The organism is Lysinibacillus sp. NPDC093197 (assembly GCF_044754025.1).
In the GTDB taxonomy this organism is placed as follows: Bacteria; Bacillota; Bacilli; order Bacillales_A; family Planococcaceae; genus Lysinibacillus.
This window is the reverse complement of the sequence record NZ_JBIVOH010000001.1, coordinates 1,012,920-1,035,747: the sequence shown is the minus strand read 5'-3', so window position 1 is coordinate 1,035,747 and position 22,828 is coordinate 1,012,920. Positions and strand designations below refer to the sequence as shown.

General features: G+C 38.4%; 27 protein-coding genes. 23 read left to right on the top strand and 4 right to left on the bottom strand.

All coding sequences use genetic code 11. The features are described from left to right. The first annotated feature begins 88 nt into the window (after window positions 1–88). The 8 genes from mltG (at window position 89) to mtnN (ending at window position 7,317) form a co-directional block, all read left to right on the top strand. The gene (gene mltG, locus ACIP9G_RS05280; protein WP_340823518.1) at window positions 89–1,216 is read left to right on the top strand and encodes an endolytic transglycosylase MltG; all 1,128 of its coding nucleotides are present in this window, start codon (window positions 89–91) and stop codon (window positions 1,214–1,216) included. Between the two features lie 275 nt (window positions 1,217–1,491). Beyond that, window positions 1,492–2,124 carry an O-methyltransferase gene (locus ACIP9G_RS05275; protein ID WP_340823519.1) on the top strand — a complete coding sequence of 211 codons (633 nt, stop codon included), beginning with the start codon at window positions 1,492–1,494 and terminating at the stop codon, window positions 2,122–2,124. A gap of 5 nt (window positions 2,125–2,129) precedes the next feature. Beyond that, a complete protein-coding gene (locus ACIP9G_RS05270; protein ID WP_340823520.1) occupies window positions 2,130–3,062 on the top strand; it encodes a peptidase U32 family protein in 933 nt (310 codons plus the stop codon). Window positions 3,063–3,076: 14 nt separating this feature from the next. Beyond that, window positions 3,077–4,357: a peptidase U32 family protein gene (locus ACIP9G_RS05265; protein ID WP_401017942.1), complete on the top strand. Its 1,281-nt coding sequence runs from the start codon at window positions 3,077–3,079 to the stop codon at window positions 4,355–4,357. After that, window positions 4,357–4,995 carry a uridine kinase gene (gene udk, locus ACIP9G_RS05260; RefSeq protein ID WP_340823524.1) on the top strand — a complete coding sequence of 213 codons (639 nt, stop codon included), beginning with the start codon at window positions 4,357–4,359 and terminating at the stop codon, window positions 4,993–4,995. The genes ACIP9G_RS05265 and udk overlap by 1 nt, the downstream gene beginning before the upstream one ends. 187 nt (window positions 4,996–5,182) lie before the next feature. Then, window positions 5,183–5,671 carry a transcription elongation factor GreA gene (gene greA / locus ACIP9G_RS05255; RefSeq protein ID WP_340823525.1) on the top strand — a complete coding sequence of 163 codons (489 nt, stop codon included), beginning with the start codon at window positions 5,183–5,185 and terminating at the stop codon, window positions 5,669–5,671. A 106-nt stretch (window positions 5,672–5,777) separates the two neighbouring features. Beyond that, on the top strand, window positions 5,778–6,422 hold the full coding sequence (locus ACIP9G_RS05250; RefSeq protein WP_401017938.1) for a YrrS family protein: 645 nt from the start codon (window positions 5,778–5,780) through the stop codon (window positions 6,420–6,422). 202 nt (window positions 6,423–6,624) lie between these two features. After that, window positions 6,625–7,317, top strand: a complete 693-nt coding sequence (gene mtnN, locus ACIP9G_RS05245) for a 5'-methylthioadenosine/S-adenosylhomocysteine nucleosidase (RefSeq protein ID WP_401009199.1) — start codon at window positions 6,625–6,627, stop codon at window positions 7,315–7,317. Between the two features lie 364 nt (window positions 7,318–7,681). On the opposite strand, the gene sigK is transcribed toward mtnN, so the two are convergent. Both sigK and pssA read right to left on the bottom strand, forming a co-directional pair. Further along, window positions 7,682–8,389, bottom strand: coding sequence for an RNA polymerase sporulation sigma factor SigK (gene sigK, locus ACIP9G_RS05240; protein WP_340823529.1), 708 nt, complete (start codon window positions 8,387–8,389; stop codon window positions 7,682–7,684). Window positions 8,390–8,476: 87 nt separating this feature from the next. Continuing rightward, window positions 8,477–8,977 carry a CDP-diacylglycerol--serine O-phosphatidyltransferase gene (gene pssA, locus ACIP9G_RS05235; RefSeq protein ID WP_173477657.1) on the bottom strand — a complete coding sequence of 167 codons (501 nt, stop codon included), beginning with the start codon at window positions 8,975–8,977 and terminating at the stop codon, window positions 8,477–8,479. 136 nt (window positions 8,978–9,113) lie between these two features. Here pssA and ACIP9G_RS05230 point away from each other — a divergent pair, with 136 nt between their 5' ends. From ACIP9G_RS05230 to ACIP9G_RS05175, 12 genes are all read left to right on the top strand, one after another. Then, a complete protein-coding gene (locus ACIP9G_RS05230; RefSeq protein ID WP_340823531.1) occupies window positions 9,114–9,896 on the top strand; it encodes a phosphatidylserine decarboxylase in 783 nt (260 codons plus the stop codon). Window positions 9,897–9,932: 36 nt separating this feature from the next. After that, window positions 9,933–10,454 carry a YqeG family HAD IIIA-type phosphatase gene (locus ACIP9G_RS05225; RefSeq protein ID WP_172772137.1) on the top strand — a complete coding sequence of 174 codons (522 nt, stop codon included), beginning with the start codon at window positions 9,933–9,935 and terminating at the stop codon, window positions 10,452–10,454. Further along, the gene (gene yqeH, locus ACIP9G_RS05220; protein ID WP_401017933.1) at window positions 10,451–11,554 is read left to right on the top strand and encodes a ribosome biogenesis GTPase YqeH; all 1,104 of its coding nucleotides are present in this window, start codon (window positions 10,451–10,453) and stop codon (window positions 11,552–11,554) included. Before ACIP9G_RS05225 ends, yqeH begins: the two co-directional genes overlap by 4 nt. 32 nt (window positions 11,555–11,586) lie before the next feature. After that, a complete protein-coding gene (gene aroE, locus ACIP9G_RS05215) occupies window positions 11,587–12,417 on the top strand; it encodes a shikimate dehydrogenase (protein ID WP_401017931.1) in 831 nt (276 codons plus the stop codon). A 5-nt stretch (window positions 12,418–12,422) separates the two neighbouring features. Then, complete coding sequence (gene yhbY / locus ACIP9G_RS05210; protein ID WP_139860444.1) at window positions 12,423–12,725, top strand: ribosome assembly RNA-binding protein YhbY; 303 nt, start codon at window positions 12,423–12,425, stop codon at window positions 12,723–12,725. 9 nt (window positions 12,726–12,734) lie between these two features. Beyond that, window positions 12,735–13,325 (top strand): nicotinate-nucleotide adenylyltransferase, encoded by a 591-nt coding sequence (locus ACIP9G_RS05205; RefSeq protein ID WP_340823536.1) that lies wholly within the window; start codon window positions 12,735–12,737, stop codon window positions 13,323–13,325. Next, window positions 13,294–13,866 (top strand): bis(5'-nucleosyl)-tetraphosphatase (symmetrical) YqeK, encoded by a 573-nt coding sequence (gene yqeK, locus ACIP9G_RS05200; RefSeq protein WP_340823537.1) that lies wholly within the window; start codon window positions 13,294–13,296, stop codon window positions 13,864–13,866. The genes ACIP9G_RS05205 and yqeK overlap by 32 nt, the downstream gene beginning before the upstream one ends. Continuing rightward, window positions 13,863–14,207, top strand: coding sequence for a ribosome silencing factor (gene rsfS, locus ACIP9G_RS05195; RefSeq protein ID WP_340823538.1), 345 nt, complete (start codon window positions 13,863–13,865; stop codon window positions 14,205–14,207). The genes yqeK and rsfS overlap by 4 nt, the downstream gene beginning before the upstream one ends. Beyond that, window positions 14,208–14,948, top strand: a complete 741-nt coding sequence (locus ACIP9G_RS05190; RefSeq protein WP_401017928.1) for a class I SAM-dependent DNA methyltransferase — start codon at window positions 14,208–14,210, stop codon at window positions 14,946–14,948. Window positions 14,949–15,143: 195 nt separating this feature from the next. After that, window positions 15,144–15,782 (top strand): helix-hairpin-helix domain-containing protein, encoded by a 639-nt coding sequence (locus tag ACIP9G_RS05185; RefSeq protein WP_401017926.1) that lies wholly within the window; start codon window positions 15,144–15,146, stop codon window positions 15,780–15,782. A 120-nt stretch (window positions 15,783–15,902) separates the two neighbouring features. Beyond that, the gene (locus tag ACIP9G_RS05180; protein ID WP_340823543.1) at window positions 15,903–16,472 is read left to right on the top strand and encodes a ComE operon protein 2; all 570 of its coding nucleotides are present in this window, start codon (window positions 15,903–15,905) and stop codon (window positions 16,470–16,472) included. 35 nt (window positions 16,473–16,507) lie between these two features. After that, a complete protein-coding gene (locus ACIP9G_RS05175) occupies window positions 16,508–18,760 on the top strand; it encodes a DNA internalization-related competence protein ComEC/Rec2 (RefSeq protein WP_401017922.1) in 2,253 nt (750 codons plus the stop codon). Between the two features lie 32 nt (window positions 18,761–18,792). Here ACIP9G_RS05175 and ACIP9G_RS05170 read toward each other — a convergent pair whose 3' ends face one another. Next, window positions 18,793–18,930, bottom strand: a complete 138-nt coding sequence (locus tag ACIP9G_RS05170; protein WP_340826450.1) for a YqzM family protein — start codon at window positions 18,928–18,930, stop codon at window positions 18,793–18,795. Window positions 18,931–19,099: 169 nt separating this feature from the next. On the opposite strand from ACIP9G_RS05170, the gene holA reads away from it, so the two are divergent. Beyond that, on the top strand, window positions 19,100–20,110 hold the full coding sequence (gene holA / locus ACIP9G_RS05165) for a DNA polymerase III subunit delta (RefSeq protein WP_401017919.1): 1,011 nt from the start codon (window positions 19,100–19,102) through the stop codon (window positions 20,108–20,110). Between the two features lie 57 nt (window positions 20,111–20,167). Continuing rightward, entirely contained in the window at window positions 20,168–21,205 is a 1,038-nt protein-coding gene (locus ACIP9G_RS05160) for an acyltransferase (protein ID WP_401017916.1), read from the top strand. 187 nt (window positions 21,206–21,392) lie between these two features. Here ACIP9G_RS05160 and rpsT read toward each other — a convergent pair whose 3' ends face one another. Further along, window positions 21,393–21,641: a 30S ribosomal protein S20 gene (rpsT, locus tag ACIP9G_RS05155; protein ID WP_172772128.1), complete on the bottom strand. Its 249-nt coding sequence runs from the start codon at window positions 21,639–21,641 to the stop codon at window positions 21,393–21,395. A 163-nt stretch (window positions 21,642–21,804) separates the two neighbouring features. On the opposite strand from rpsT, the gene gpr reads away from it, so the two are divergent. Beyond that, window positions 21,805–22,821, top strand: coding sequence for a GPR endopeptidase (gene gpr, locus ACIP9G_RS05150; protein WP_340823549.1), 1,017 nt, complete (start codon window positions 21,805–21,807; stop codon window positions 22,819–22,821). Window positions 22,822–22,828: the final 7 nt, after the last annotated feature.

Genomic DNA, 22,828 nt, shown 5'->3' with positions numbered 1-22,828 from the left:
GTGTGCAATTTCACCTGATTTGTCCATTTCTGTTTGTCGTAAAAGTTGATTTCTAGTATGATATTGGATAGTGATAGGGGGGAAACCCGTGGATAACGGTTCTAAAAAACAAGAAATGTTTTCAAAAATGCAGGAAAAAAAGACTGAGGTAAAAATTGTGAGAAAAATAGTAGCTATTATAGCCATTACATTTGTATTAGTATTTGGGATTATAGGTTTGATGGGTTACAACTACGTAAAAAGTGCTTTAAAACCGGTTGATCCAGATGCAACAAAAACAATTGCTGTTGAAGTACCAATTGGCTCGAGTTTAAGCTCGATTTCGGCTTTACTAGAGAAAAAGGGCATTATTAAAGATGCAAAAGTTTTTAAATACTATGCAAAATTTAAAAATGAATCCCAATTCCAAGCAGGAAATTATGATTTAACACAATCCATGACATTGGACGAGCTAATTGAGAGCTTAAAAACAGGGAAGGTATATCGTGAGCCTGTCTTTACGATGACGATTCCTGAAGGTTTAACACTTGATCAGATAGGTAAAATCGTTGAAAAGAAAACGCCTTACACACAAAAAGAGTTTATGGATTTAGTGACAAGCGAAGCATTTGTTCAAAAAATGATGGCCAACTATCCAGAGCTTATTACAGATGCGGTATTAGCAGACAATATTCGCTATGATTTAGAAGGTTATTTATACCCTGCAACATATTCATATTTTGAAGAGAAACCTTCGTTAGAAGCAATCGCTGAAGAAATGATTGGTGCTATGAATAATGTTGTGAAAAATTACAGTGAAGTTCTAGTAGAAAAACAAATGTCAGTACATCAACTACTAACTTTTGCCTCATTATTAGAGGAAGAAGCAACAGCACAAACAGATCGTGAAACAATTGCAAGTGTCTTCTATAATCGTATTGAGGAAGGCATGCCTCTACAAACTGACCCAACTGTTTTATATGCACTTGGCTCACATAAAGACCGCGTTTTATATGAAGATTTAGAAGTAGAAAATGCTTATAATACTTACAAAAATAAAGGGTTGCCGCCAGGTCCAATTGCAGGTGCTGGAAAAACTTCGATTGAAGCAGCGTTAAATCCGAGCAAAACAGATTATTTCTATTTCCTAGCAGATAAAGAAGGTGTCAACCACTTCTCAAAAACTTATGATGAGCATTTGCAAAAGGTAGAAAAATATTTACGTCAAGCAGAGTAGTTTCTAGTAAATAAAAACGAATGTAACTCAATAAAATGAATAGAAGGAAAGAAAAATAGCTTTCCTTCTATTTTCGTGCTATTATAAATTGTGATTTTTAATCAATTAATACGTGGTGGCAATTGTTTCGTGCTTATAGACAAACAATTGCTCATTTTTGTATGGCAAAGTACCAAGACATCACGTTTGGTCTTTTTCTTTTTGTAGCAAAGTGATGATGAAGTTTGGACAACGGGAATGTGCTCGTTTCCTTTTAAATGAGGGTGAATTTTACAATGGAATTATCGGATGCATATATACAATCCTTTATTCAACCACGTAATGAGTTGCTTTTAGAAATGGAAGCATATGCGGAAGAAAATCATGTACCGATTATGCAACTAGCTGGGATAGATGCGCTTAATCAGTTACTTCGTATTCAAAATCCGTCAAAAATATTAGAAATTGGCACGGCAATTGGTTACTCAGCAATCCGTATGGCAGACGCTTTGCCAAATGTGCAAATTGTGACGATTGAACGCGATGAAGAGCGTGTAGCTCGAGCGAGAGATTATATTGCACGTTCATCTGTTTCAAACCGTATTACGGTAATTGAGGGAGATGCCTTAGAGGTAGACGATGAGGCAATTCATACAACTTTCGATGCAATTTTTATTGATGCAGCGAAGGGACAATATCAACGGTTTTTCGAGAAATATGCCCCACTTGTAAAATCAGGAGGAGTCTTGTATATCGATAATATGTATATGCACGGATTGTCGGATTTGGACTTAAAGGACGTGCCACGTCGCAAGCGGACAATGATTCGAAATTTAAAAAATTTCACTGATTGGATAATGCACCATCCTGAATATACAAGTGCATTTTTACCAGTCGGGGATGGCTTATTATTATGTTTGAAGAGGTGACGACTATGAAAAAACCTGAATTGCTTGTCACACCGCAATCAGTGGACCATGTAAAAGCACTTTTAACAGCTGGAGCAGATGCTTTTGTCATTGGAGAACAACAATTTGGTCTTCGTCTTGCAGGAGAATTCTCTGTGAGCGAAGTTGAAGAAGCAACGAAGCTAATTCACGAAGCAGGCAAAAAGGTTTATGTTGCAGTGAATGCGCTATTTCATAACGAAAAACTAGATGCACTAGGTGAATACTTAAAAGAAATGCAACGTATAGGTGTAGATCGCTTAATTTACGGCGACCCTGCTGTTATTATTGTGCGTCGTGAGCAAGGTGTTACAATTCCGTTGCATTGGAATCCTGAAACAACAGCGACAAACTGGTTTACTGCAAATTATTGGGGTAAACGTGGTGCAACAAGAGCTGTTCTTGCACGTGAGCTTTCGCTAGATGAAGTACTAGAAATTAAGGAAAACGCGGAAGTAGAAGTTGAAGTGCAAGTGCACGGTATGACTTGTATGTTCCAATCAAAACGTCCATTACTAGGTCATTATTTCCTTTATCAAGATAAAATAATGGCAATAGAAAATCGTCAGGAAAACCGTAATATGTTCCTACACGATGATGAACGTAACAATAAATATCCAATTTATGAGGATAACAACGGTACGCATATTTTTAGTCCAAACGATATGTGCATTATCGATGAGCTTGGCGAGTTATTTGAAGCAGGCATCGATGCATTTAAAATCGAAGGTGTTTTACACTCGCCAGAATATGTTGTCACAGTAACGGAAGCATATCGTCAAGCAATTGACACATATTTTGACGAATCTGAAGACGCATATGACGATATTAAGGATGATTTACTGGCTAAAATTGAAGATATCCAGCCTGCTATTCGACCACTCGATACTGGCTTTATCTTCAAAGAAACAGTGTACTAGGAGGTGGCAAGAATATGGCATTGGCATTAGAACAAAATGACAAAATTCGTGAAGTTGTTAACGGCAAGCGCGTCATTACAAAAAAACCTGAACTACTTGCCCCTGCAGGTAGCTTAGAAAAACTAAAAGTAGCTGTCCATTATGGTGCAGACGCAGTATTTATTGGTGGTCGTGAATTCGGTCTTCGTTCAAACGCAGATAATTTTTCTATCGATGATATGCGTGAAGGTGTAGAGTTCGCTAATCAATACGGCGCAAAAATTTACGTAACAACAAATATTTTCGCTCATAACGAAAATATGGATGGTTTAGAGCAGTACTTGAAGGATATTGAATCTGCAGGAGTTACCGGCATTATTGTAGCGGACCCACTAATTATCGAAACATGTCGAACTGCTGCGCCGAAGCTTGAAATTCATCTTTCTACACAACAGTCACTATCCAATTGGAAAGCTGTGCAGTACTGGAAAGAAGAAGGCTTACATCGAGTAGTGTTAGCGCGTGAAGTTGGCGGCGAAGAGATGAAGCTAATGAAAGAAAAAGTCGACATCGAAATTGAAGCATTCGTTCATGGGGCGATGTGTATCGCATATTCGGGTCGTTGTGTACTATCAAATCATATGACAGCGCGAGACTCCAATCGTGGTGGCTGCTGCCAATCTTGTCGTTGGGACTATGACCTATACGAGCTAGAAGACGGTGAGGAAAAAGCACTTTTCGATGATAACCATGCACCATTTGCGATGAGTCCGAAAGATTTAAAGTTAATTGAAGCGATTCCGCATATGATTGAGCTTGGTATTGATTCATTAAAAGTAGAAGGTCGTATGAAATCAATTCACTATGTGGCTACAGTTGTTTCTGTGTATCGTAAAGTGATTGATGCTTATTGTGCTGATCCAGAGAATTTTAAAATTAAACGTGAATGGCTAGAAGAATTAGATAAATGTGCAAACCGTGATACAGCTGAGGCATTTTTCCATGATGCACCAGGACACGAGGAGCAAATGTTTGGCGTTCATGGCCGTAAAACAACATACGAATTTGCAGGCCTTATTTTAAATCATGATCCAGAGACGAAAATCGTTACAATGCAACAACGTAACTATTTTAAACCCGGTGATGAAGTTGAATTTTTCGGTCCAGAAATCGAAAACTTCAGCATTACAATGGGAGAAATCTGGGATGAGGACGGCAATAGCTTAGATGCGGCACGTCATCCATTACAAATTGTTAAATTTAAATGTGATACGTTGCTTCAACCGCATAACATGATGCGAAAGGAGAATAATTAATGGCAATCAAGCGTCCAGTTGTCATCGGAATCGCTGGTGGTTCATGCTCAGGTAAAACGAGTGTGACACGTGCTATTTATGATGTTTTCCGTGAGCATTCTGTTGTTGTAATTGAGCAAGACTATTACTACAAAGATCAAAGTCATTTAACATTTGAAGAACGTTTAGGAACGAATTATGACCATCCTCTAGCGTTTGATAATGATTTATTAATTGATCATATTAAAAAATTATTAAAGCGTCAGTCTATCGATAAGCCTGTATATGACTATGTACAGCATACACGTGCCAATGAAGTTATCCATGTTGAGCCAGTAGATGTTATTATACTAGAAGGAATTTTAGTATTAGAGGATGCGGACTTACGTAGTTTAATGGACATAAAATTGTTTGTAGATACGGATTCAGATTTACGTATTATTCGACGTATTCTCCGAGACATTAAAGAGCGTGGACGTACAACGGATTCCGTTATAGAGCAGTATTTATCTGCGGTGCGCCCAATGCATAATATGTTCATTGAACCAACTAAACGTTATGCTGATATTATTATTCCCGAAGGTGGGGAAAATGGAGTAGCAATTGATTTGATGGTAACGAAAATTAAAACTATTCTTGAAACTGACAACGTATTGTAATAAGATAGAGTGGTATTGACAATATTTACATGAATTTCAAAGCATATTTTTGTAACGCATGCATACTATTAGGTCAAAGCGTATTTTGAAATGAGATTAAAAATAATAAAATTCGATTAAATGCACTTTCTAAAGCATTTGGTCGAGTTTTATGTTTTTATATTGATGAAATAAGGAGTGAAGTACTTTGTCAAATGAAAAACAGTACCCAATGACAGCAGAGGGTAAACGAAAATTAGAAGAAGAATTAGTGAAATTAGAAACAGAAACACGTAAAGAAATCGTAGAGCGTATTAAAATCGCACGCGACTTCGGTGACCTTTCTGAAAACGCTGAGTACGATTCAGCTAAAGAAGAACAAGCCTTTTTAGAGGGCCGCATTTCTACATTAAAATCAATGATTCGTAACGCAGTTATTATTTCTGAAGATGAAACCGACAACAGTGTAGTTTCACTTGGGAAAACGGTTACATTCGTTGAAATTATTAACGGTAAACCATCTTCTGATAAAGAATCTTATACAATCGTAGGTTCAGCAGAGGCAGATCCAATGGAATTCAGAATCTCGAACGAATCACCAATTGCAAAAGGCTTACTTGGAAAAGCAGAAGGTGAAGAAGTAGTTGTACAAACACCTGGTGGCGAAATGAAAGTGAAAATTATTTCAATTAAATAATCACTGATGTACAAGCAGTTAGCTTCTTTATTAGAGAAGCTAGCTGTTTTTATTTTGCAAGCGCTGTAGAACTTGATAAAATATTGGCTAGAGAGGGGGAGACTTCATGAGTGAACGAAAAACACGAAGCAGTCGTCATTTGCAGCCATCTCGCAATAAAAAGCTAGATAAAATGTTGAATGTTTTAATTGGTATTGTCATTATACTGATTGTTATAACGGCAACGTATGTGTTTAAATGGCAGGATGACAAACAAGAAACAGTTAAAGAGGACCCAGTTCAGGAGCAAAAGAACGATGAAGGTGAGAAAGAACCTCAGAAAGAGGAAGACGTCTCTGGGAAAGAAGAACCGTCTAAAGACGAAGAACAGCCTAAAGAGGAAGAACAACAGCCAGAACAAAATACGGCTGAGGAAACGACGTCAGACGATCCGATTGTTGAACGTGTTGTGACAGATAAAAACTGGAAAGCAACGCCTACAACGCAAACAGGAGCGCATGTATCATCGTATGATGATCAATCTGTCGATTGGGCAGAAAAAATCGCTACGATTACAGCTGTTACAGGTATTACAAATGATAATATGATTGTTTGGCGTCTACAAAATAATGGTGGTGCAAATAAAGCAATTGCAACAGTTTCTACGAAAGATAAGAGTGAAAAGTATCGGGTCAGTATGGAATGGATCGATAACGAAGGCTGGCTGCCAGTGAAGCTAGAACAGTTGAATACATTAGAAGGTGCCTATTGACGAAAGTTGTTGTTTTGATTATTTTTAAAGATGGTCAAAGAAATACGGATTCGTTCCTAGCTTTAATGAAAGCGGAACAATCGGTTAGAGAAGTGTCTGGCGAATAATTTCGATTTTGATTGGATATAGATCATCAAAATGCAGATGCAAACTAGACAGAGACAGAATTAGAGTTGAATAGTAGAAGGGAAGTAATGGATTCATGAAAATCGCAGTTATCGGTGCAATGGAAGAGGAAGTAGAGCTGCTACGGGCTTCTTTGGAGGATGCTAAAAGTACAACAATTGCTGGCAGTGAGTATACAACAGGGACATATGAAGGAAAAGAAGTAGTATTATTAAAAAGCGGTATTGGTAAAGTCAATGCAGCAATGTCTACAACAATTTTATTGCATGAATTCAAGCCAGATGTAGTAATTAATACGGGTTCTGCTGGGGGCTACGATGAGGCACTTGAAGTAGGAGCAGTTGTTATTTCTGATGAAGTACGCCATCATGATGTCGATGTGACAATCTTCGGTTATGAAATTGGTCAAATGGCAGGAATGCCTGCTGCTTTCCAATCTGATGCAAAGCTCATGAAAGTAGCTGAAGAAGCTGTAAAAGCAGTAGGTGAACACCAATACGGTATTGGCCTAATTTGCTCAGGTGATGCTTTTATGAATGATCCTGTACGTGTAGAAGCAGTTCGTCAGCATTTTCCACAAATGAAAGCTGTTGAAATGGAAGCGGCAGCTGTTGCACAAGTGTGCTATCAATTCGGTACACCATTTGTTGTTATTCGTGCATTATCGGATATTGCTGGAAAAGAATCGAACATCAGCTTTGATGAGTTTCTACCAGTAGCCGCTAAACACTCTACACAAATTGTATTAAAGGCAATTTCGTCTCTATAAATCTACATGAAATAGACAAAATGAACAGTTTAAAAGTGAGAAAAATCACAGTCGTAATGAATCTTCAATGTTACAATGGCATTAATTAATTCTCTTCATAGTTAGAGGGGAGGTATTCATTATGCTATTTTTAACAGCAGGTGTCGTCATCATTACGATGTTAATCGGCACGCTTATTTCGGCCGACCTTACTGAAACGACTCATTAATACTGTATAGAAAGCTCCTTTGTGGCTGTTGAGCCTAAAGGAGCTTTTTATATGGAACAAGTAACTGCTAAATCAAAATAAGCTCTTCGATGTAATTTTTGAAAACAAGTGGTAATATTCTTGATTGAATTTTTATGAATAACACATTACAATAAATTACTCAATAGACTTTTGATCTCTTTTGTAAAATTGATAGAGTTTAATGAGTGCTCGCTTTTCTATGCGAGATACATAACTACGAGAAATGCTCAAGCGGGCAGCGATTTCTTTTTGGGTAAGTGCGTCGTGTTGATTTAATCCATAGCGGAGTGTGACAATTTCAAGCTCTCGTTCATCAAGCATATGCAAATAATGATACAACTGAGCAACATGCTCTTTATGTTCTAATTTTTCTGTCGCACTTTCTTCATCGCATTGTAGTAAATCGCGAATTTGCAGTGCGTTCCCATCTTTGTCTGTACCGATTGGTTCAAACAGGGATACATCCTTTTGTACTTTTTTCTGTGTTCGTAAGTGCATTAAAATTTCATTTTCAATACAGCGCGCTGCGTACGTAGCAAGGCGCGTCTTTTTATCAGGGGTATAACTTTCGACGGCTTTCATTAGACCGATTGTACCGATGGAAATATAGTCATCAAGTTGCTCGTGCTTTGGATGGAATTTTTTTACGACATGTGCAACAAGTCGCATATTGCGCTCGATTAAATCAAGACGCGCTTGCTCATCTCCACCTAAAAATCGTTCAATACAAGCAGCTTCCTCTTCTTTAGAAAAGGGTTTATGGAATGTTTGCCCTTTTAAATAACCGAATAACGCAGGAATTTCAAACCATAACTGCAACATAGAAGTAAAAATTCCGCTCATTGAATGATTTCATCCTTTCCCCATTTTTCGACAGTATATGTTAAGAAAAGGCGTTCAATGAAAAAAAGTGCAACAGCAATTGCGCTGTTACACTTTTTTTAACGTGAATGTACTAATCATTAGTAAAGCTAAAATGGGAAGTAGGAAAAGATAAAAAGCTGGGTGGAACGTATTAGATGCAAAATACGTTAATGTTAATAGCGTCCCAGCCGCTGTAATCGGTAGTCCTGTGAAATAACCGTTTGCTTCACTAATGTTGAAGCGAGCTAATCGCATCGCACCGCAGACGATATAAAGAACGGTCATCATCATGCCCGCGAAACCAAAATCAACTAGGACAACTTCATACATTAATAATGCAGGGGCTACACCAAATGATATAATATCACTCATAGAATCTAATTGCTTACCTAACTCGGACACCTGTCCGAGTGCACGTGCCACTTTCCCATCATAGCGATCGAGAAGAGCAGCAATAAAGATAAACAAGACACTATAGCTATAATATTCATGTAAAGTGGCCATTATGGCCGCGCCACCAAAGGACATATTACTAATTGTTATGAAGTTTGCTGCGTGCGATTTCATTTTCTTAACCGTCGTATCCACCAACTTGTGATAAAAAAACAAGGCGGATCACTCCTTTGCACTTAAGATATTGTACCATTATACTTCGGATGCGAAAAAATTGACAGTCTAATTTAATCGATAGGGGTTTTACTTTATGAAAGAGAAACTTTACCAACGCTTAATAGAATTAACGAATGGCAAACAATCTTCCCAGCTTTTACAAACTATTGCTAAAGCGAAGTGGAGTAAGCGAATAATTCCAAGCTATATGAAAATATACGATATTAACCTTAAAGAAGTTTCAAAAAAACAACAACAATTTTCAAGTTTACATGATTTTTTTACAAGGGAACTTTTAACGGATGCACGACCAATCGATCAAAGTCCTTTCGTTTATACGAGTCCAGTAGATGCAAAAGTGGAATCATTTGGGCGCATTGAATGGGATATGACTTTCCTTGTGAAAGGCAAGCCTTATTCCTTACAGGATTTACTAGGTAATAATGATCGCGCTGCACAATATGCCGATGGACATTATATAGTATTTTATTTAAGTCCTGCTGATTATCATCGAATCCATAGCCCGATTGATGGTACTGTATTAAGACAATATACACTTGGACAAACGTCTTTCCCTGTCAATCAGCTTGGCCTCACGTATGGTAAAAAACCAATTTCTCATAACTATCGTCTTGTAACGGAGTTAAAAGTAGCAAATGACCAGCAGATAGCATTTATTAAAGTTGGTGCTACCTTTGTCAACTCCATTGTGCTGACAAATACAACAGTACATTGGGAAAAAGGTGAGGAAGTCGGTTATTTTTCATTTGGTTCGACAGTGGTCATGCTATTTGAAAAAGATACTATTACATTTACGGACAATGTTGTGCAAGGAAGTCCAATTCGCATGGGTGAAGCCTTTGCAAATATGCTATAATGGTCGAATAATACGTTTAGATTAGGGGTCGCTATTTTGTATAATTTTTTATTACCAGATGAATTTGTGACAAGCATTTTTGAAATTACACCAGAAAAGCTTCAAGAATTAGGCATTAAAGGGATTATTACAGATTTAGATAATACGCTTGTGGAATGGGACCGTGCAGATGCAACGGAAGAGCTTATTATTTGGCTACGTATTATGAAGGAATCGGGTATTCGCGTTATCATCGCGTCGAATAATAAAGAGGCGCGTGTAAAGCATTTTGCTGATCCGCTTAATATTCCGTATATTCATAAAGCAAAAAAGCCACTTCGAAATGCCTTTTATAGTGCCGTAATTCAATTAGGATTACGTCCAAATGAAGTAGTAATGGTAGGAGACCAACTACTAACAGATGTAATGGGTGCCAATCGTTTAGGACTGCATACTATTTTAGTAAAACCAGTTGCACAATCAGATGGGCTCGTAACAAAATTTAATCGTTTCGTTGAGCGTCGTGTGTTCAATGATTTAAAACGAAAAGGAATAATTACTTGGGAGGAAAAAGAATGAACGAAATGCCAAATTGTATTGGCTGCGGTACGACAATTCAAACAGAAGATAAAACAGCAGTAGGGTACGCACCCCCATCATCATTAGAAAAAGACGTGGTTATTTGCCAACGTTGCTTCCGTTTGAAAAATTACAATGAAATTCAACCTGTGTCATTAACAGATGACGACTTTCTACGTATTTTAAATGGTCTTGGAACACAGCAAGGCTTAATCGTGAAAATCGTTGATATTTTTGACTTCAATGGTAGCTGGTTGCCAGGGCTTCATCGCTTTGTTGGCAAAAATCCAGTGCTATTAGTAGCGAATAAAGCTGATTTGCTTCCAAAATCAGTAAAGCCTAAAAAGGTTATCAACTGGCTCAAACGTGAAGCAAAAGCACTCGGCCTACAACCAATTGATGTGCTTTTAGTGAGTGCACATAAAGGACAAGGAATGACTGAGGCGATGGAAGCGATTGACGAGTATCGCAAAGGCCAAAACGTTTACGTAGTAGGTTGTACAAATGTTGGGAAGTCCACGTTTATTAACCGCGTTATTAAGCAGGCTACAGGTGAAGGGGAAGTCATTACAACTTCTCATTTCCCAGGAACTACATTGGATATGATTGAAATTCCACTCGATGATGGTAGTGCATTATATGATACCCCAGGGATTATTAATCACCACCAAATGGCGCATTACATTGATGCGAGTGAATTAAAATATATTATGCCTAAAAAAGAAATTAAGCCGAAAGTGTATCAGCAAAATCCAGGTCAATCATTATTCATTGGTGCACTAGCACGCTTTGATTTCATTCAAGGTGAACGTTCGGCATTCACAATTCATGTGGCAAATGATTTGCCAATCCACCGTACGAAGTTAGAAAAGGCAGATGATTTATACGCTGAGCATAAGGGCGAATTACTTGCACCACCGACTGCAAACTTTATTGACAAGCTACCTGAGTTAATCCGTCATGAGTTTTCAATAAAAGAAGCAAAAACAGATGTCGTCTTTTCAGGGCTTGGTTGGATTACGGTACAGCATGCTAATGTAGTTATTGCTGCTTATGCCCCAAAAGGTGTACAAGTTTCAATTCGTCCATCACTCATTTAATCATTAGTAAAGTAGAGAAGAGGAACTAGGACATGAAGAAGTGGTTTGCAGTAATTGGTGATCCAATCGAGCATTCAAAATCACCAGCCATGCATAATGTTTGGTTTGAAGAAATGGCAATCGATGCAACATATATTCCAGTACATGTGACACCCAATCAGTTAGAAGCGGCAGTTGCTGGTTTTAAAACATTAGGTGCAAGTGGTTGGAATGTTACTATTCCCCATAAGACAGCAATCATTCCCTTTTTAGATGAGTTAGATGAGCTAGCAGAAAAAATGGGTGCGGTAAATACGGTTGTACGTACAAAAGATGGTAAGTTAAAAGGATACAATACGGATGGGCTTGGTTTTGTTCGCTCGTTGGAAGAGGCTGTGGGCAAGTCACATAAAGAAAAGCCAGTGCTTCTTATCGGAGCAGGAGGGGCAGCTCGTGGCATAGCGTTTGCGATGCAACAACAAGGTTATACGAATTTAACGATTGCCAATCGTACAGTTGCCAATGCTCAGGCAATTATCGATGAACTTGGAACAGGTCGAGCGATTTCATTAGCGCAAGCTGAGGAAACGTTGGCTGACTATGGCATTTTAGTACAAATGACGTCAGCGGGGCTTGTTGCGGGTGATTTTTCAATGCCATTTTCACTGAATCGACTAATGAAAGGCGCAATTGTTGCAGATATTGTGTATAATCCATTAATGACGCCTTTTTTACAAGCGGCTGAGGAAAAAGGTGCAACTGTAGTAACTGGTCTTGGCATGTTCGTACATCAAGGTGCGATTGCGTTCCAATACTGGCTCGACGAATATCCAAAAACAAATTCAATGATTGCGCGATTGAAGGCGCAATTAGGAGGACAATAATTTTTATGTTAACAGGTAAACAAAAGCGTTTTTTACGTGCAGAAGCACATCATTTAACACCGATTTTCCAAGTAGGAAAAGGCGGCGTGAATGACGAAATGACAAAGCAAATTCGTGAAGCATTAGAAGTACGTGAGCTAATTAAAGTGCGTATTTTAGATAACTGTGAAGATGACAAACAAGAAGTAGCAGAAGCTCTTGCGAAAGGTGCACATGCTGAGCTTGTTCAATTAATCGGATTAACAGTTGTTTTATATAAAGAATCACGTAACAACAAAAAAATTGTGTTACCAAAAGTAGCGAAATAAGGTGAAACGATGAAGAAGGTCGGTTTACTTGGAGGTACGTTTAATCCACCACATATTGGACACCTAATGATGGCAAACGAAGTATTTCATGCATTGGAATTAGATGAGGTACGTTTTTTGCCGAATGCATTACCACCTCATAAACAAGCTCCTCATGATGCAAGTGATGCGAAGCGATTAGAAATGGTTGAACGTGCTATTCAACCATATCAGCATTTTCGTGTGGAGTCGTATGAGGTTGATAAGGGAGGCGTATCCTATTCATATAACACACTTGCTGCATTATGTGAAAGAGAGCCGACTGTAAAATTTTACTTTATCATTGGTGGGGATATGATTGATTCACTCCATACGTGGTATCGCATTGATGAGCTAGTGAAGCTCGTTCAATTCGTCGGCGTAAAGCGTCCAAGTACTGAAGCGCGTACGGAGTATCCTGTATTGATGGTGGAAGTACCGCAAATCGATTTATCGTCTACACTGATTCGTGAACGCCTTGCCACTGGTAGAACGGTAACCTTTTTACTGCCAGAAGCGGTAGAGACGTTTATACGAGAGGAAGGTCTTTATGGAACGCGAACAGTATTTAGCAGCGATTAAACCACGTATGCCTGAAAAGCGTTATATCCATACACTAGGTGTAATGGAAACAGCCATCGCGTTAGCAAAAATCTATGGTGAGAACGAGAAGAAAGCTGAAACAGCAGCCATTCTCCATGACATTGCAAAGTATGCAGATGTCGAATGGATGGAGCGCATCGTTCAAGACGAAAAATTAGATCAACAGCTGATTGGCTGGGGCAGTGAATTACTACATGGTCCAGTTGGGGCATATATTGCTGAAAGTGAATTCGGCATTACGGATGAAGATATATTAAATGCTATTCGTTTTCATACAACAGGACGTGTAGCAATGAGTCGTTTAGAAAAAATACTTTTTGTCGCAGATATGATTGAACCAAATCGAAATTTTGAAGGTGTTGAACGCCTGCGAAAAAAAGCTCAAAAAAATTTGGATAAGGCAATGAGTGCCTGTATACGCCATACATTAGCGTTTTTAATTGATTCAAAGCAGGCAATTTACCCATTATCTATAGCATGTTATAACGATATGATGAAAAGAGAGGAAAGTGAAGGATGACTTCAACTTTATTACAAGCAGCTTACAAAGCAATCGACGACAAACATGGTGAGGATATTGTCGTTTTAAATATGCAAGGTATTTCACTATTAGCAGATTACTTCATCATTGCACACGGGAACTCAGATCGCCAAGTACAAGCGATTGCACGGGAATTACAAGATGTAGCAGTCAAAGAAGGACATGAAATTCGTCGCGTGGAAGGTTTCGATGGCGCACGATGGATTTTAGTAGACCTAGGGGATGTTGTAGCACACGTATTCCATAAGGATGAGCGTGCTTACTATAACTTAGAGCGTCTATGGGGCGATGCACCACAATTAGACGTACCAGAGGCGTAAGTGAGTAGCTACGAACGTTTTGCTCATGTATACGATGAGCTCCAAACTGATATTCCATATAAAAGCTATGTGGAATGGATTGAGCAACATGCACCGAGCAAACATTTCCCGAGGCTTTTAGATATTGGCTGTGGGACCGGTGTTCTTGGCCTTATGTTAGCCAATACTGGCTATAGTGTAAGTGGCATCGATTTGTCAGAAGATATGCTTGCTATAGCGGCAGAGCGTTTTACAGATGCAGGTCTACAAGTACCGCTATTCTGTATGTCGATGCATGAATTAGAAGGCTTTGAGGCACTGGATGTTGTAACGATTGCAATTGATTCGCTTAACTATGTTGTGGAACAACCAGATGTTTATTCGACGCTAGAACGTATTTTCCATGCTTTACGTGAAGGTGGTCAACTGTTTTTTGATGTCCATTCATTATTTAAAATGGATGAGATTTTTTTAGACGGACCATTTACGTATGATGATGGAGATATTAGCTATGTATGGCATACAGAGCCTGGCGATTATGAACATTCTGTTGTTCATCAAATGACGTTTTTTGTACGAGATGTAGCGAGTAATTTGTATGAACGTTTTGATGAGGAGCATTTCCAGCGCACATTTCCAATTGAGCAATATATGACATGGCTTCGTGAAATTGGCTTTACAGATGTAGAAGTTACAGCAGATTTTACAGATGAAGCACCTGAATACGAAAGCGAACGCATTTTTATTCGTGCAGTGAAATAAAAAAGCAAAAGTGACTCAAAAAAGTTCGGTATTATACCGAACTTTTTTTTACTTAAATATAACTTTTTGGACACATCGGGCAAGAACAATTCACTTTTTGAAATATAGCATCAATCAACTTTTCAATACGAGAATGATAGTATATGATGAAATTAACTCCATATGATTGCCTTTTGCATAGAAAGGATGGTTTGTATGATCCAATCTTTATGGCAAAAGTATAGAAAAAGTATGTTGCTCCCCAGCATACTTGGTATCAGTGGACTATGTTACTTCTTTTTTTCGAGTTTTGACTCTTCACCTCCCCAAGAAGAGCTCATCGAAACAATCCAACCTACAGAACAATTAGCAATAACAGAACCTGCAGAAGAAGCGGTCTTACAGCAGGTGTTTATAGATATAAAGGGCGCTGTCTTACACCCAGGTGTTTATGAGCTAAATCCTGACCAACGAATTATGGATGCTATACAGCTTGCTGGCGGTTATAGCGAAGATGCGGATACACGTCTTATTAATCATGCCCAAAAGTTGCAAGATGAAATGGTTATTTATATACCTGTAAAAGGTGAGCAGCTTGATGAAGTGATGGTCAGTTTCAATAATGCCACCTTTGCTGCTGGAAGCCAAACGTCAACAAATAATAAGGTGAATGTTAATAAGGCAGATAATACGGAACTGACAACATTAGCAGGTATTGGCCCGTCAAAGGCACAGAGCATTATTGCGTATCGTGAGGAAAACGGACGCTTTCAAACAATAGAAGATATAAAAAAAGTGACTGGAATCGGCGAAAAAACTTTTGAAATGCTTAAAGATTCAATTACAGTCAACTAATTGGTTATATAGTATCAAGTTGACGACCCTTTTCGAAAAGGGCTACACTATAGTAGAAAAGTGACTGGGACAATGATGCACAGTCCATAAACAATGATAGTAAATTTTGGAGGTAGTCATATGGAGCGTATTACTTGGGATCAATTTTTCATGGCACAAAGCCATTTACTCGCGTTACGTAGTACTTGTACAAGACTGGCAGTCGGAGCGACGGTCGTACGCGATAAACGTATTATAGCAGGAGGGTATAACGGTTCGATTACAGGTGATGAACATTGTATTGAAGAAGGTTGCTATGTTGTTGATAATCATTGTGTACGTACAGTGCATGCAGAGATGAATGCACTCCTACAATGCGCAAAATACGGAACGCCGACAAAAGGAGCAGACCTTTATGTTACACATTTCCCTTGTCTACCATGTACAAAATCAATTATTCAAGCAGGAATTGAGCGAATTTATTATGCAACGGACTATAAAAACAATTCATATGCGCAAGAATTATTTGAAAAAGCAGGTGTAGAGGTATTGCATGTACCTTTTGATGAACGCAAAATAGACTTTTTAAGAAATGAAAAATTGGCTTTGTACATAGATATGCTTAATGAGCTACGTGAAAGTGGTGTGCCTGCTGAAAAATTACTCCCTTATGAACAGAAGGTGAGTGCATTATTTGGCAAAATACTATAAAGCATAAATGGATATATGTAGCACTTGCTGTACTTGTGGCTTCACTGGCAGCACACAAGTCAGCTTGGCTACTTGCTAGTTTACTTATCGTAGTAACTTGGCTTACTTTAAAAGGTGAAACTTTTTTCATCTCCGCACTCGTAGTAGGTGCTGGACTTCTTTCCTTCTTCTTTATTACAACTTTTCGATTGACGGAACCTTCCCCTTTACCGTCAACTTTTCAATTAACATGGACGAGCGATTATAAAATTAACGGACAACGGCTTAGTGGTTTTGCGAGAACGGAAACAGGCGAAAAACTTTATGTCACGTATACGTTATCCTCAGAGCTAGAAAAGCATTTTTATGAAACTACATCAATTACTGGCTTTACCTATGTCGTGCAAGGAGAAATTGTAGCGCCAAATCCACCTGCACATACTTACACTTTTTCTTTTGAGAAATATTTAGTGAGCAAAGGTGCAAGGGGCATATTTGAAGTGAAGAGTTGGTCGTTGATGTCGGAGAAAAAAACAATTAGCTCTGTTCTTGCTAAGTATAGATTTCACTTAAAAAAGCATATTGAGACTTTCTTTCCACCATCGCTTATTGCAGAGGCACAGGCGCTGCTTATTGGTTTTCGAGATCAAATGGATGATGAGCTCCAACGAGCATATCAAAAGCTTGGTATTACACATTTATTTGCCATCTCCGGCTTACATGTAGCGCTTGTATCATGGTTGTTTTATGAGGGGTTATTACGTTTGGGGATTCGCAAAGAAATGGCCATAATCGTCTTACTCATCATGTTACCTGTTTATGGTGTAGTAGCGGGTGGAGCACCTTCAGTAATCCGTGCAGTTTCTGTTGTGGAACTGAGCATGTTATTGCGCTTTACGAGGTGGCATATGTCAGTTGATGATGCACTAGCCATCAGCTTTATTAGCTTTGTCTTACTAGAGCCAGGTGTTATTTTTCAAATTGGCTTTCAACTATCCTATTTAGCAACAGCTAGTCTTATATACTCGTGGGGGATATTTCAGAACAGGAGTTGGTTACAAAAATCATTTTTAATCACGTTTGTATGCCAACTACTTGTTTATCCGCTATTACTGTATCATTTTTATGAACTATCCATATCTTCGTTTTTAGCAAATATTTTCTTTGTACCATTATTCTCATTTATAATTCTACCAATAAATATTTTGATGCTTATCGCTACATTCCTCTCGACGCCTTTAGCAAAGCTATTATTTGAAGTATATGAGCCAATGCGTCATTGGCTAACGGAGGCAATCCTGTTTTTACAAGCCTTGCCAATGCAACTTTGGTCGCCTGGGAAACCTGCCTTCTGGCTAGTATGCATCGCTTTTGTCAGCGTGCTTATTAGTTTATATTTTTTAGAAGCAAAGCACTATAGCAAAGTTGCCATTGTCCTTCTTATTCCTGCTCTTAGTATACATCTTGCGCCTATATTATATAAGGAAACAAAGATTACGTTTTTGAATGTAGGTCAGGGTGATTGTACCATCATTGAATTACCGTTTAGAAGGGCCGTATACGTGGTTGATGCAGGAGGTGTACTTCGGTTTAGGCAAGAGCCTTGGAAGCTCTCAAACAGCCCCTATGAGGTTGGTAGACAGGTTGTTGTACCGTTTTTAAAAGGAAAAGGTATTCGGGAGGTGGATATTTTGATTTTGACGCATCCTGATGCCGACCATGTAGAGGGAGCAGAGGAAGTGCTTGAGGAAATAACGATGCGTGAAATTCATGTAACACCAGGCTCATTAAATACACCTGCGATGCAAGATTTATTGGTGGAAGCAACGAAACAAAAAGTACCTGTGAAGGAAAAGATGGAAGGTACGTCATGGCATGTAGGTTCTACAAGTTTTCACTATTTATATCCCCGCGATACGCTTTATGAAGGCAATAACGATTCCCTTGTATTATTTATACAGCAGCAATCGTTTCGTGCATTGTTAACTGGTGATTTAGAAGAAGCTGGAGAACGCGAGCTGATAAAGCTATATGGCCAACAGCTAGCAAACATTACGCTGTTAAAAGCAGGTCATCATGGTAGTAAAACATCCAGTATAGAGCCATTTGTGGAGCTTCTACAGCCTACATTAACGGTTTTTAGTGCAGGACGTAATAATCGCTACCAGCATCCTCATGATATTGTAGTTGAGCGTTTTAAGAAGCGCCGATTAGCGACAAAAACGACCAGCATAGATGGAACAATCGAAGTCACTATTTATCGTGATAAAAGGATTGTTCGAACAGAAAAAGACCTTGTCCGAAACTGAACAAGGTCTTTTCCATTGGTATAAGAGGTAGATTACATGCTTGCGTAGTCTACTATTACTGCGATGATGAACATAATAGTGAAGACCCCAAATGATACGCCGAAGCCAACGCCTGAATCGATAGCATCGTTACGTTTGCATTGTATATTATTACCTTCAAATGGATTCATTGTCATCCCTCCAATTCTGTTACTAATTATAAGACATCGTTTTCATAAAAGCTATATCGAAAAGATGAATTCCCAACTGTGGCAAGGAATGGACACAATTTAGCTCAAAGTCACAACCGAAACTAAATCATGTATACTAGTAGTATTGCTATATGGAGGTAAAAATATTATGATTTCGACGGTTTGGAACAAAATAAAAAAAGGTGAGCTTTCGCCAGTGTATTTGATTATTGGTGAAGAAAGCTATTTTATAGATGAAACTGTAAAACGTTTAAAGGATGCACTAGGAAATGAAGAAGAGATTGAAATGAGCACTTTTGATTTGGAAGAGTTGCCAGTTGATGTCGTTATAGATGAGGCGGATACAATCCCGTTTTTTTCAGAACGGAAGCTTGTAATTGCTAAAAATGCGTCGTTTTTAAAGGCAAGTGAAAAAGGTAAGGAAAAAATAGATCACGATGTTAAGCGATTAGAGTCATGGCTTGCAAACCCTTCAGATTTTTCGGTGACGGTTTTTATTGCCCCATATGAAAAGCTGGATGAACGAAAAAAAGTGACGAAAATGATGAAAGAGCATGCGTTCATCGTCCAAGCAGAAACACCGAAAGAACAAGATTTAGCAGTGTGGATTCAAGGGCTTGTAAAAGCGCAGGGTAATACAATTACTCAAAGTGCTATTGAGCAGCTTGTCTCAATGGTTGGATCGAATATGCTACAACTTCAGATGGAAATAGAAAAACTCGCATTATACGTAGGTGAGGGTGGAGAAATTACAACGAAGCTAGTGGAGGATTTAGTAGCAAAAACACTCGAACAAGACGCCTTTAAAATGTTAAACGCGTATTTGGCACACGACCCAGTAGCAGCATTGACAATTTACCATGATTTATTGAGACAAAAACAGGAGCCAATAATGCTTGTCGGTCTTCTTGCCTCCAATGTGCGAACGATGTCGAATGTTTTTTACTTGCTGAAAAAAGGCTACCATCCACAGCAAATTGCAAAAAATTTAAAAATCCACCCTTATCGTGTAAAGCTAATGGTTGAGCAACGCAACCGACCATCTGAAGAGAGCTTATTGAAGGCTTTGTATCAATTAGCTGAGGTTGATTTACAGCTAAAAACAGCTGGTGGAAACCGCGAGCGTTATTTAGAACTATTTTTACTGCGCAGACTGTAAAAAATATTTACTAGTTGGGCATGAATGGTTGTATAATGTCGTGGGGGGTTTTTGAACGTGCAAACACGAATTCAGTACATGGATAGCCTACGTGCCATTGCAATTATAGGCGTACTATTTTTACATGCTGCGACTCCTTATGTCGTACTTTATGACAAAATATCTAGTTTTGATTGGCAAACAGGCATTGTATTCAATGCATTGTCACGATGGTGTGTACCCATTTTTTTAATGATTAGTGGGGCACTTTTACTTGGACGAAAGGAAGAATCTTTAAGTACCTTTTTTAAAAAGCGTGCCAATAAAATTTTACTACCTTTCATTGCTTGGTCGATTATTTATTATGCCTGGGCAACATATATGTGGAATCCAGGGTATTCATTAAAAGAATTTCTAATCATGTTTTTTAATGATCAGATATACTATCATTTGTGGTATTTTTATGCGCTTATCGGTATTTATCTATTAGCGCCAGTTTTTAATATATTTGTTAATCATGCCTCTAAACAAATGATAGGCTATGTGATTGTTTTGTGGATGTTATTTTATGGGGTATTCCGTTATTATTCATATATCGTGAGTAATGAATTTACATTGTTTTTCCCTTTAAGTGAGTACATCGGCTTCTTTTTACTAGGCTATTATTTAGCGAAATTTGAGCTATCGAAAAAATGGCGTGTCGGAATTTACATATTAGGGATAATTGGTGCGCTTGAAACGATTTGGAGCACAAATGCGTTGACAGAGCAGCAAGGACAATTTTCAGGCTATGCATTTTCGTATTCCAGCCCTAATGTTATTGCGATGAGTGTTGCACTTTTTGTTTTTGTGAAATATTGGGTTAATCGAAAAGTAGCAAGAGGAAGTTATGAAACAAGTGGGATAGTCAAGCTAATTGGACAAACAAGCTTTGGTGTTTACTTAGTACATGCGATGATTCTAGATAAAGTCCGTCCGCACTTTTTTGAAGGAAACGAGCTCTTTGTAAAGCCGCTTATGGCGATTCCGTTACAAGTAGTAATCATTTTGGTGCTATCTACAATTACCGTGTGGATTATACAGAAAATACCATTATTAAAAAGGCTGATTCAGTAGGGAAAATCGAACATAAACTTTAAAAGCCGCTTTGCTTTTTAGCGGGTGAGTAAGGCACGAATGTTTCGTGCTTTTACGTATCCCGCAGTAGCAAGGCGGCTTTTATTTGTTTATTATTCCTAATAAAAAAATTAGAAATGAAAAAAGACCAGTTACTCCTAAGAGTAAACTGATCCTTAATAAACACTTACGCTTTTTTAGCTAGGCGAGACTTTTTACGAGCCGCCGCGTTTTTGTGGATAAGTCCTTTTGAAGCTGCTTTATCTAAAGATTTGTAAGCTGCTTGTAAAAGTTCTTGTGCGTTTTCAGCGTTTGCAGCAACAGCGTTTTCAGCTTTTTTCACTGTAGTACGCATTGCAGATTTAGCTTGAGTGTTAGCAGCGTTAGCTTTTTCGTTAACTTTTACGCGTTTAATCGCAGATTTAATGTTTGGCATATCTTTCACCTCCTAAAATAGGTACGAGATGATATCTTCTCATTGATTTCTTGTGTCAATACAACAAAAATCATTTTAACAAACGCTAGGCTAAATTGCAATAGATAAATGCAAAGAATATTTACTTGACAGTTTGAACAAACTACAATTTGAGGTGAACTGAATGCAAAACTTAAATTGGCAACGTACTGATTTAATTGATGAATCTGAAGAGGTAGTTTTACATCAAACGAAGGAACAAAAAGATACACTTGAACAATCAAGTGGGGTTCAAATTGAAGACAAAACTGCAGGGCGTGTGAAAATTACCGATGTTCAAGTAAATGCTGAGGGTAAAAAACAAATAGGCAAAAAGGAAGGGAAATATATAACCCTTTCCGTCCCAACGCTTACTTTAGAGGATGAAGATGGATTCGAACAGCTTGAGAAAGCATTGTTGGATAATTTTAAAACAATGCATGAATCAATTGCCTGGAAGGAAGATGACAAAATATTAATTATAGGTCTTGGCAATAGAACAATTACGCCAGATGCCATTGGACCTTATGTTATTGATCACTTGCATAGTCTAGAGCAAATCGATGACAAATTTGTCATGTACGCACCTGGGGTAACAGGACAAACAGGATATGAAACAGGTGAATTTGTAGCAGCATTGGCAGAGCGCCTGCAACCAAAATTAATCATAGTAGTAGATGCACTTGCAACGAGAGCAAGTGATCGATTATGTAAAACCATTCAACTTACAGATACAGGTATTCATCCTGGCTCAGGTGTCGGCAATCAGCGCAAGGAAATTTCTTATGAGATGCTAGGTATCCCGGTTACTGCTATCGGAATTCCAACAGTCGTTGACGCGCCAGTTTTAATTGCTGATGCAGTAGAGGTGATGCTACGCTCTATCGCTGCACGTGTTGCGGAACGTGGAAAACCTTCATCTAAATTATCTTTATCTTCTTGGCGACCGGACATTAATAAAGAACTGGATATGTCCCTTGTGACACCGATTTTTGGTGAATGGGCAACTTGGACAAAAGAGGAGCGCCAACAGCTTTTTGAGGAGACATTTGCCGCTTCTCATGCACAGTTAATGGTGACACCAAAAGAAGCAGATTATTGGATAGATAAGTATGCAACAATCATTTCAACTATGCTTATGAATTGGGCAAACGATCTATAAAATCATC